Origin of the sequence: Streptomyces sp. NPDC056527 (assembly GCF_042794475.1) — a bacterium.
In the GTDB taxonomy this organism is placed as follows: domain Bacteria; phylum Actinomycetota; class Actinomycetes; order Streptomycetales; family Streptomycetaceae; genus Streptomyces.
Genome location: NZ_JBHTTQ010000172.1, coordinates 1 through 8956, shown reverse-complemented (window position 1 = coordinate 8956; position 8956 = coordinate 1). Strand labels below are relative to the sequence as shown.

Annotated in this window: 6 protein-coding genes; 1 reads left to right on the top strand and 5 read right to left on the bottom strand. The window is 71.5% G+C overall.

The features are described from left to right. Positions 1 to 37: 37 nt before the first annotated feature. The 5 genes from ffh to ACFQ7Q_RS36655 all read right to left on the bottom strand — a co-directional run bounded on the left by ffh (position 38) and on the right by ACFQ7Q_RS36655 (position 7746). On the bottom strand, positions 38 to 1591 hold the full coding sequence (ffh, locus tag ACFQ7Q_RS36675) for a signal recognition particle protein (protein ID WP_383563131.1): 1554 nt from the start codon (positions 1589 to 1591) through the stop codon (positions 38 to 40). A gap of 112 nt (positions 1592 to 1703) precedes the next feature. Continuing rightward, positions 1704 to 4151, bottom strand: a complete 2448-nt coding sequence (locus ACFQ7Q_RS36670; protein ID WP_383563128.1) for a [protein-PII] uridylyltransferase — start codon at positions 4149 to 4151, stop codon at positions 1704 to 1706. Positions 4152 to 4176: 25 nt separating this feature from the next. Further along, the gene (locus ACFQ7Q_RS36665; RefSeq protein WP_069170469.1) at positions 4177 to 4515 is read right to left on the bottom strand and encodes a P-II family nitrogen regulator; all 339 of its coding nucleotides are present in this window, start codon (positions 4513 to 4515) and stop codon (positions 4177 to 4179) included. Beyond that, on the bottom strand, positions 4512 to 5858 hold the full coding sequence (locus ACFQ7Q_RS36660) for an ammonium transporter (RefSeq protein ID WP_383563125.1): 1347 nt from the start codon (positions 5856 to 5858) through the stop codon (positions 4512 to 4514). The genes ACFQ7Q_RS36665 and ACFQ7Q_RS36660 overlap by 4 nt, the downstream gene beginning before the upstream one ends. A 412-nt stretch (positions 5859 to 6270) precedes the next feature. Beyond that, positions 6271 to 7746 carry a hypothetical protein gene (locus tag ACFQ7Q_RS36655; RefSeq protein WP_383563123.1) on the bottom strand — a complete coding sequence of 492 codons (1476 nt, stop codon included), beginning with the start codon at positions 7744 to 7746 and terminating at the stop codon, positions 6271 to 6273. Positions 7747 to 8162: 416 nt separating this feature from the next. Here ACFQ7Q_RS36655 and ACFQ7Q_RS36650 point away from each other — a divergent pair, with 416 nt between their 5' ends. Continuing rightward, a complete protein-coding gene (locus tag ACFQ7Q_RS36650; RefSeq protein WP_383563120.1) occupies positions 8163 to 8816 on the top strand; it encodes a bifunctional DNA primase/polymerase in 654 nt (217 codons plus the stop codon). Positions 8817 to 8956 lie beyond the last annotated feature (140 nt).

Genomic DNA, 8956 nt, shown 5'->3' with positions numbered 1-8956 from the left:
GGTTTCGCACCGCCCCGGGCCCCTTCTCGTACGGCTGTCAGCCCATGAACTTCTTGAACTCGTCGGGGAGCTCGAAGTCCTGCGGACCCTGCCCGGCCGCCGGGAGCCCGAAGGCGCCGCCCTGCTGGGCCTGCTCGCGGCGGGCCGCGGCGGCCTCCTCCTCGGCCTTGCGCTTCATCGGGTTACCGCTCTTGCGCTTGCCCTTGGCCTGCTTGATCTGCTTCTTCTGTCGGCCGGGGCCGCCACCCATGCCGGGCATCCCGGGCATACCCGGCATCCCGCCGCCCTGGGCCATGCGGGACATCATCTTGCGGGCCTCGAAGAACCGCTCGACCAGGCCCTTGACCGCGCTGACCTCGACGCCGGAACCCTTGGCGATACGGGCGCGGCGCGAGCCGTTGATGATGGTCGGGTCGTGGCGCTCGCCCGGGGTCATCGACTTGATGATCGCGGCCGTGCGGTCGACGTCCCGCTCGTCGATGTTGTTGATCTGCTCCTTCATCTGCGCCATGCCGGGCAGCATTCCGAGGAGCTTGCTGATGGAGCCCATCTTGCGGACCTGCTCCATCTGGGCCAGGAAGTCGTCGAGCGTGAACTCCTGCCCCTTCTTGGACGCCAGCTTGGAGGCCATCTTGGCGGCCTCTTCCTGGCTGAAGGTCTGCTCGGCCTTCTCGATCAGGGAGAGCATGTCGCCCATGCCGAGGATGCGGGACGCCATGCGGTCCGGGTGGAACGCGTCGAACTCGTCCAGCTTCTCGCCGTTGGAGGCGAACATGATCTGGCGGCCGGTGACGTGCGCGATGGAGAGCGCGGCACCGCCTCGGGCGTCGCCGTCGAGCTTGGAGAGCACGACGCCGTCGAAGCCGACGCCGTCGCGGAAGGCCTCGGCGGTGTTGACCGCGTCCTGACCGATCATGGCGTCGACGACGAAGAGGACCTCGTCGGGGCTGACGGCGTCGCGGATGTCCGCGGCCTGCTGCATCAGCTCCTGGTCGATGCCGAGGCGGCCGGCGGTGTCGACGATGACGACGTCGTACATCTTGGTCCGCGCGTACTCGATCGAGTCCTTCGCGACCTGGACCGGGTCACCGACGCCGTTGCCCGGCTGCGGGCCGTAGAACGCCACGCCCGCGCGCTCGGCGACGACGCCGAGCTGGGTGACGGCGTTGGGGCGCTGGAGGTCACAGGCGACGAGCAGCGGGGAGTGGCCCTGGGCCTTGAGCCAGAGGCCGAGCTTTCCGGCCAGGGTGGTCTTTCCGGCACCCTGGAGACCGGCGAGCATGATCACGGTCGGTGCGGTCTTGGCGAACCGCAGGCGCCGGGTCTCGCCGCCGAGGATGCCGATGAGCTCCTCGTTGACGATCTTGATGACCTGCTGGGCGGGGTTCAGCGCCTGGGAGACCTCGGCGCCGGTGGCCCGCTCCTTGACCTGCTTGATGAACGCCCGGACGACGGGCAGGGCGACGTCCGCCTCGAGGAGGGCGATACGGATCTCGCGCGCGGTGGCGTCGATGTCCGCCTCGGACAGGCGCCCCTTGCCCCGGAGATTCTTGAATGTCGCTGCAAGGCGGTCGGAGAGGGTATCGAACACGGCGGTCGCGGATCCTCGGTGTCGGGGGCGGGCGGACGGATTGCCCTCCAGGGTATCTGCCCGGTCGAAGTGCGTGCCCCCGCCCGTTGAAACGGACGGGGGCGGGACGCTCTCACCGCAGTGCGCCCTCCAGGGCCTGGGCCAGGTCGGAGGCCTCCCCGTCGGGCAGGAGCGAGCCGTCGGGGCGGGTCACGTAAAGGGTGTCCACGGCGTTGGCGCCCAGGGTGGAGACATGGGCGCTCCTGACCCGGACGTCGGCGCCCTCCAGGGCCCGGCCGATGCGGTGCAGCAGCCCGGGGGCGTCCTGGGCGCGGACCTCGATGACGGTGGCGAGGCGGGAGTCCGCGGCGGCGACGGTGACGCGGGGCGGTGGGGCGGTGACTCCGCGTCGCCGCGGGTAGGCGGCTTCGCGTTCGGCCAGCCGGGCGCGGATGTCCAGGCTGCCGTCGAGCGTCCGTACGAGGTCGGCGCGGAGCCGGGCGGCCTGGGGCAGGGATCCGTACTCGGCGGCGACTCGCCAGTTCAGTACGAGGACGGCGCCGGGGCCGAGCTCGGTGGGGAGCTCGATGGCGCGCAGGTCGGCGGCGCGGACGGTGAGCCGGTGCAGGGCGAGCACGCCGGCGACGGCGGGCAGGACGCCCGGCTGGTCGGGCAGGGCGATGAGGAGTTCGACGCCGACGGGTTCCGGTTCGCCGTCCTGGGGCGCGGTCTCCGGCTGGGTGTGGAGGGCGAGGGCGGGCTCACTGGTGCGCAGGGCCTCGATCGCGAGGCGTTCCTGCTCCGCGCTCGGAGCTGTGGCCTCCGGTTCCGGTTCGGGCTCTCCGGCGAGGACGGCGCCGACGCGTTTGACGAGGTCGGCGACGAGTGAGGCGCGCCAGGAGGACCAGGCCGCCGGTCCGGTGGCGAGCGCGTCGGCCTCGGTGAGGGCGTGCAGCAGTTCCAGGGCGCCCTGGGAGCCGACGGCGGTGGCGACGGAGCGCACGGTGGCGGGGTCGTCGAGGTCGCGCCGGGTGGCGGTCTCGACGAGCAGCAGATGGTGGCGTACGACGGTGGCGATGACGGCGACGTCGGCGCGGTCGAAGCCGATGCGGGTGGCGACGTCCCGGGCGATGGTCTCGCCGGCCACGGAGTGGTCGCCGGGCCAGCCCTTGCCGATGTCGTGCAGCAGCGCGGCGACGAGCAGCAGGTCGGGCCGGCCGACGCGGCGGGTGAGCGAGGAGGCGCGGACGGCGGTCTCGACGAGGTGCCGGTCGACGGTCCAGGTGTGGACGGGGTTGCGCTGCGGGCGGCAGCGGACGCGTTCCCAGTCCGGCAGGAGCCGGGTGATCAGCCCTTCGGCTTCCAGTGCCTCCCAGACGGGCACGGTCGGCTCCCCGGCGCCGAGCAGGGTGACCAGTTCCTCGCGTGCCTCTGCGGGCCAGGGCACCGGCAGCGGTTTGGCGGCGGCGGCGAGCCTGCGTACGGCGTGCAGGGAGAGGGGCAGTGCGGACTGGGCGGCCGCGGCGGCGGCGCGCAGGGGCAGTACGGAGTCCCGCTCGGGTTTGGCGCTGAGGGCGAGGACGACCTCGCCGTCCATCTCCACGACGCCTTCGGCGAGGGGGGTGCGTTCGACGGGCGGTTTCGTGCCGGCGCGGCCGCCCAGGATGGTGCGCAGTCGGGGTCGGGCGGAGCGGGCCTTGAGGACGCGGTTGACCTCGCGCCAGGTGACGTCGGTGGCGTACGAGATGATCCGCGCGGACTCGTACACCTCGCGCAGCAGGGTGTCGGCGTCGAGGAGGCCCAGTTCTTCTGCGACGGCGTCCTGTTCCTGGAGGGCGAGCCGGTCGGTGGCCCGGCCGGTGGCCAGGTGCAGGGCGTCGCGGGCGTCGAGGAGGCGGCGGCGGGCGCCGTCCAGGCCCTCGCGCGGGGCGTCGGCGAGCCAGGAGGCGGCGACGGCGCGCAGGACCTGGGCGTCGCGGAGCCCGCCTCTGGCCTCTTTCAGGTCGGGTTCGAGGAGGAACTGCAGCTCCCCCATGCGCTCGGCCCGCTCCCGGCACAGCGCGTCGAGTTCGGGGAGCCGCTTGGGGGCCTGGTTGCGCCAGTCGGCGAGGACGGCGGTCCGCAGTCCGGCGACGAGTCCGTGGTCGCCGGCGACGGCCCGGGCGTCGAGGAGGCCGAGCTGGACCTTGAGGTCCTCCCCGGCGGTCTTGCGCGCCTCGGCGGGGGTGCGTACGGAGTGGTCCAGGGCGAGGCCCAGGTCCCAGACCGGGTACCAGATCCGGTCGGCGAGGGTGGCGACGGTGCCCGCGTCGGCGGTTCCGTCGTGCAGGAGCAGCAGGTCGAGGTCGCTGCGTGGGGAGAGTTCACCGCGCCCGTAGCCGCCGACGGCGACGAGCGCCACCCCTCGTGGCGGCTGGGCGGCGGTGAAGAGTCCGGTCAGCCAGTCGTCGGTGAGCCGGGCCAGGGCGGCACGGCGCGGCGGCCCGGACTGCGCCTTCTCGGTGAGAAGGCGCAGCCGGGCCGCCGCGTAACCGCTGGGTCCCGAGTCTTCCGCTTGCGTACTCGTGTCGACGCTCGTCACCCAGCAGCTCCCTCGTGCTCCGCGTTTACAGTGCGTCCGGACCGCGTTCGCCGGTGCGGACCCGTACGGCGGTCTCGACCGGCACGCTCCACACCTTGCCGTCACCGATCTTGCCGGTTCGGGCGGCCTTGACCACGACATCGATGAGCTGTTCGGCGTCCTCGTCCTCGACGAGCACCTCGATGCGGATCTTGGGGACGAGGTCGACTGTGTACTCGGCACCGCGGTAGACCTCGGTGTGGCCGCGCTGGCGGCCGTAGCCGCTGGCCTCGGTGACCGTGAGGCCCTGGACCCCGAAGGCCTGGAGGGCTTCCTTGATCTCGTCGAGCCGGTGCGGCTTCACGACCGCGGTGATGAGCTTCATGCGTCCACCTTCTTGTTCTCCGTGACGGCGGGGGCGGGGGCGGCGGTGGAGCGTGAGGAGGCGCCGCCGCCGGCTCCGCTGAAGTCGTACGCGGTCTCGGCGTGCTCGACCTGGTCGATGCCGGAGACCTCGTCGTCCTCGCTGACCCTCATGCCCATCGTCTTGTCGATGAGCAGCGCGAGGATCGCGGAGGCGATCAGAGAGTAGGCGAGGACGGCGCCGACGCCGATGGCCTGCTTGCCGAGCTGCTCCAGGCCGCCGCCGTAGAAGAGGCCCTTGGCGTCGGACTGGACGCCGCCGGTGGCGAAGAAGCCGACGAGCAGGGAGCCGATGACACCGCCGACGAGGTGGACGCCGATGACGTCGAGGGAGTCGTCGTAGCCGAACTTGTACTTGAGGCCGACGGCCATGGCGCAGAGGAGACCGGCGATGGCGCCGATGGCGATCGCGCCGAGCGGGGAGCAGGAGCCGCCGGACGGGGTGATGGCGACGAGGCCGGCGACCGCGCCGGAGGCGGCGCCCAGGGTGGTGAAGGAGCCGTGGCGGATCTTCTCGTAGAGCAGCCAGGCGAGCATGGCGGCGGCGGTGGCGACCTGGGTGTTGACGAACATCACCGCGCCGACGCCGTCGTCGTTGCCGAGCCAGGAGCCGGCGTTGAAGCCGAACCAGCCGAACCAGAGCAGACCGGCGCCGAGCATGACCAGCGGGAGGCTGTGCGGGCGCATCGGGTCCTTCTTGAAGCCGACGCGCTTGCCGATGACGAGGATCACGCCGAGGGCCGCGGCACCGGCGTTGATGTGGACCGCCGTACCGCCGGCGAAGTCGATGACGCCCATCTCGAAGAGCCAGCCGCCGGCGCCCCAGACCCAGTGGGCGACGGGGAAGTAGACGACGGTGACCCACAGGGCGATGAACAGGGCCCAGGCGGTGAACTTGACGCGGTCGGCCAGGGCGCCGCTGATCAGGGCCGGGGTGAGGATGGCGAACATCAGCTGGAAGACGGCGAAGACGTACACCGGGATGGTGTAGCCGTCCCAGAGCTCGGTGACTCCGATGCCGCTGAGGCCGACGTACTCGGAGGACCAGCCGATGAGCGATCCGGAGTCGGTGCCGAAGGCCATGCTGAAGCCGTACAGCACCCAGAGGATCGTGACGATCCCGAGGCTGATGAAGCTCATCATCAGCATGTTCAGGGTGGACTTGACGCGGACCATGCCTCCGTAGAAGAAGGCGAGTGCCGGGGTCATCAGCATGACCAGGGCGGAGCAGATGAGCATGAACCCGGTGTTGGCTGCAGACAGCTCGGGGGCGTCTGCGGCCAGGGTCGTGATGGCTGGTGCCATCGGCGTCTCCTCGTCGTCGGTACGGCCTGTGCGGGGGCGGGGCCGGAGAGCGGCTTGGCCGTGAGGGGTGGCCGGTTATGCGCCAGAGATTCGCGCAGCGCGGTTTCCGTCGATGCCGCACGATGTTTCGCCGCAGTGACGAAGGGGTGGGACGTGTTACGCGGCTGTGAACGGCGAGGTCACGGGGAGGTAACACGCCTACCGTCCCGGAACCGCGACCGTCGGTCGAGGAACCACGACGGCGAGCGGCCACATCCGCGAGTGGGGGTACCCCGGACGGAGTCCGGGGGAGGCAGGGTTCAGCCGCAGGAGGTGTCCGGCCGCGACAGCGTCCCTGTGTCCTGGCGGCGGGGGAGCCGAGTCGGGCAGTGGGGGACGTCTGTCGCGGCCGGAGTCTGAGGGGTGCCGGTGCTCAGACCGCCTCGGCGGTCTCGGGCAGCAGGGCGGTGAGCCGGTCGGTGAGATGGACGACCTCGGCGACGTCGCGGAAGTCGCGGGCGGCCGTGTCGACGGTCTTGCGCAACCGGGTGTTGACGCGCTCGGAGCGGACCCTCCTGGCGACGCCGAGCGCCTTCTCGACGAGGGCCGCGGACTGCTCGGGCTCCCGCTTGAGCAGGTGCACCGTGGCCATGCCGATGAGGTTGAGTGCGTACGAACGCTGGTGCTCGCTGTCCTTCTCGAAGAGGGCGACGGCCCGCTCCATCACGGGCTCGGCGAGGGAGGCGTACGTCGGGGACCGTCCGGCGACGTAGGCGAGGTCCCGGTAGGAGTGGGAGTTCTCGCCGTTCAGCTCGGCCTCGGAGAAGAAGCGGATCCAGTCGGGCTCGGGCTCGCCGTCGAGGCCGACGTCGGCGAAGGTGTCCTCGGCCATGCGGACGGCCCGCTTGCACTTGGAGGGCTGGCCCATGTTGGCGTAGGCGCGGGCCTCCATCGCATACAGCATGGCCTGGGTGCGCGCGGTGGCGCAGTCGCGGCTGCCGTACTGGGCGAGGTGGATGAGTTCGAGGGCGTCGTCGGGCCGGCCGAGGTGGATCATCTGGCGGCTCATGGAGGACAGGATGTACGAGCCGAGCGGCTTGTCGCCCCCTTCCTTGGAGGCGTGCAGGGCGAGGACGAAGTACTTCTGGGCGGTGGGCTGCAGGCCCACGTCGTAGCTCATCCACCCGGCCAGTTCGGCCAGTTCGGCGGCGCACTTGAACAGGCGCTGGGCGGTGGCGGCCGGCTGGGGTTCCTGGAGGAGGTCGGTGACCTCGTGGAGTTGGCCGACGACCGCCTTGCGGCGCAGTCCGCCGCCGCACTGGGCGTCCCACTGGCGGAACATCGCCGTGGTGGATTCGAGGAGGTCCAGCTCGCCCGGGGAGAGGCGGCCGGGGCGCCGGGTGTCGACGGGCGGTTCGGGGCGCTCGGGTTCACCGGCGGGGGTGGGCACCAGCCAGCGCTGCATGGGCTCGATGAGGGAGGGTCCGGCGGCGAGCGAGAGGGCGGAGCCGAGGAAGCCGCGGCGGGCGAGCATCAGGTCGCTGCGGGAGAACTCGCTGAGCAGGGCGACGGTCTGGGGTCCGGCCCAGGGCAGGTCGACACCGGAGACGGACGGCGACTGGTGGGCGGTGCGCAGCCCGATGTCCTCGACGGCCACGACGGCACCGAAACGCTCGGAGAACAGCTCGGAGAGGATCCGCGGGATGGGCTCGCGGGGCTGCTCGCCGTCCAGCCAGCGGCGGACGCGGGAGGTGTCGGTGGAGATGTGGTGCGCGCCCATCTGGCGTGCTCTGCGGTTCACTTGGCGTGCCAGCTCGCCCTTCGACCAGCCGCTTCGCACGAACCACGAGCTCAGCTGCTCGTTCGGGCGCTTGCCGGCAGTCGTACCGTCTGCGCCGTTGCCGCCCACAGGAACGCCCCCATCCACGTCGATGCCTCTGTTGCGCGAACCCCTATCAGAATGCCGTGTGTTGCGGCGTTCGTCTGGAGCTTGGACCCCTTCGAACTGGAAAGCGGGTTGCCCCCGGCATACCCACGCGCGCAATGAACTCCAGGGTTCGTGCACCGAAAGTAATCCTACGATCACCCCCTAGCGAGGCGGATTCAAGAAACGCCACCATTCGCCACCCCTTCGAATGAACTCGCCTGCCGCTGAACACGATTGACTTGACATGCGACGACCCGGGTCGGCGGAGTGTTGCGCGAGGAGGCGCGCGCGACAGGCCGCACCACCTCGCCCGCGACGGTACGCCACCCCCGGCGACGGAGCGTGACGATGGGGTTCCGGGTCGTAACCACCGGCGCGTTCGACCCGTTGGAGGGGGCATGGGCTTCACGATCGGCGGCATTCGTGAGATGCGGTCCGGCTCACGACGCCGCGTCCGCACCACAGAGTGCACAGCGGTGGCCGAGTACACAGGACTGTGGGGCTGGGACGTGGTCCCCGGAGCGCGGGCCGTCTCGGGCCAGTGCTCCTGCGGGGATTCCACGTGTACGGCTCCGGGGGCGCATCCGCTCTCGTTCGCCGCGGTGGTCCCGGCGGGCGCGGGTCTGGACGACGCGACGAAGGCGTGGTCGGAGTATCCGGGGGCGGCGCTGCTGCTGCCGGTGGGACGGGCCTTCGACGTGATCGAGGTCGCCGAGCCGGCGGGTCGTCGGGCGCTGGTCCGGCTGGAGCGCATGGGGCTGCCGCTGGGACCGGTCTGCGCGACACCCACGGGACGGGCGTGGTTCTTCGTGGCGCCGGGGGCGGCGGCGGAGCTGCCGCAGTTGCTGTACCGGATGGGCTGGGACGACGCCGACCTGGATCTGCGAGGGCTGGGACCGGGCGACCATGTGACGGCGCCGCCGTCGGATCTCGCCGGGCTCGGTCCGGTGCGGTGGCTTCGGCCGCCGACGCTGGACACGGCGGGTGCGCCGCCTCAGGCGCGGCTGCTTCTCGGGACGCTGGCGTACATCTGCCATCGCACGCACTTCTAGCGGCGGGCGCGGGCCCCTCGGCCCGCACGGCTCCGGAAGGGGCGCGGCCCGGGGGCCACCCGGGGGGGGGCCCGGGGGCTGTTTCACATCTGTCGCTGGCGACGACGCGTTGAGTGTTGTTGTGGGTGGGGGCCGGCTGC

Coding starts and splice junctions, on each gene's coding strand:
- ACFQ7Q_RS36650 (WP_383563120.1), top strand. CDS start 8,163: ATGGGCTTCACGATCGGCGGCATTCGTGAGATGCGGTCCGGCTCACGA.
- ACFQ7Q_RS36665 (WP_069170469.1), bottom strand. CDS start 4,515: ATGAAGCTCATCACCGCGGTCGTGAAGCCGCACCGGCTCGACGAGATC.
- ACFQ7Q_RS36660 (WP_383563125.1), bottom strand. CDS start 5,858: ATGGCACCAGCCATCACGACCCTGGCCGCAGACGCCCCCGAGCTGTCT.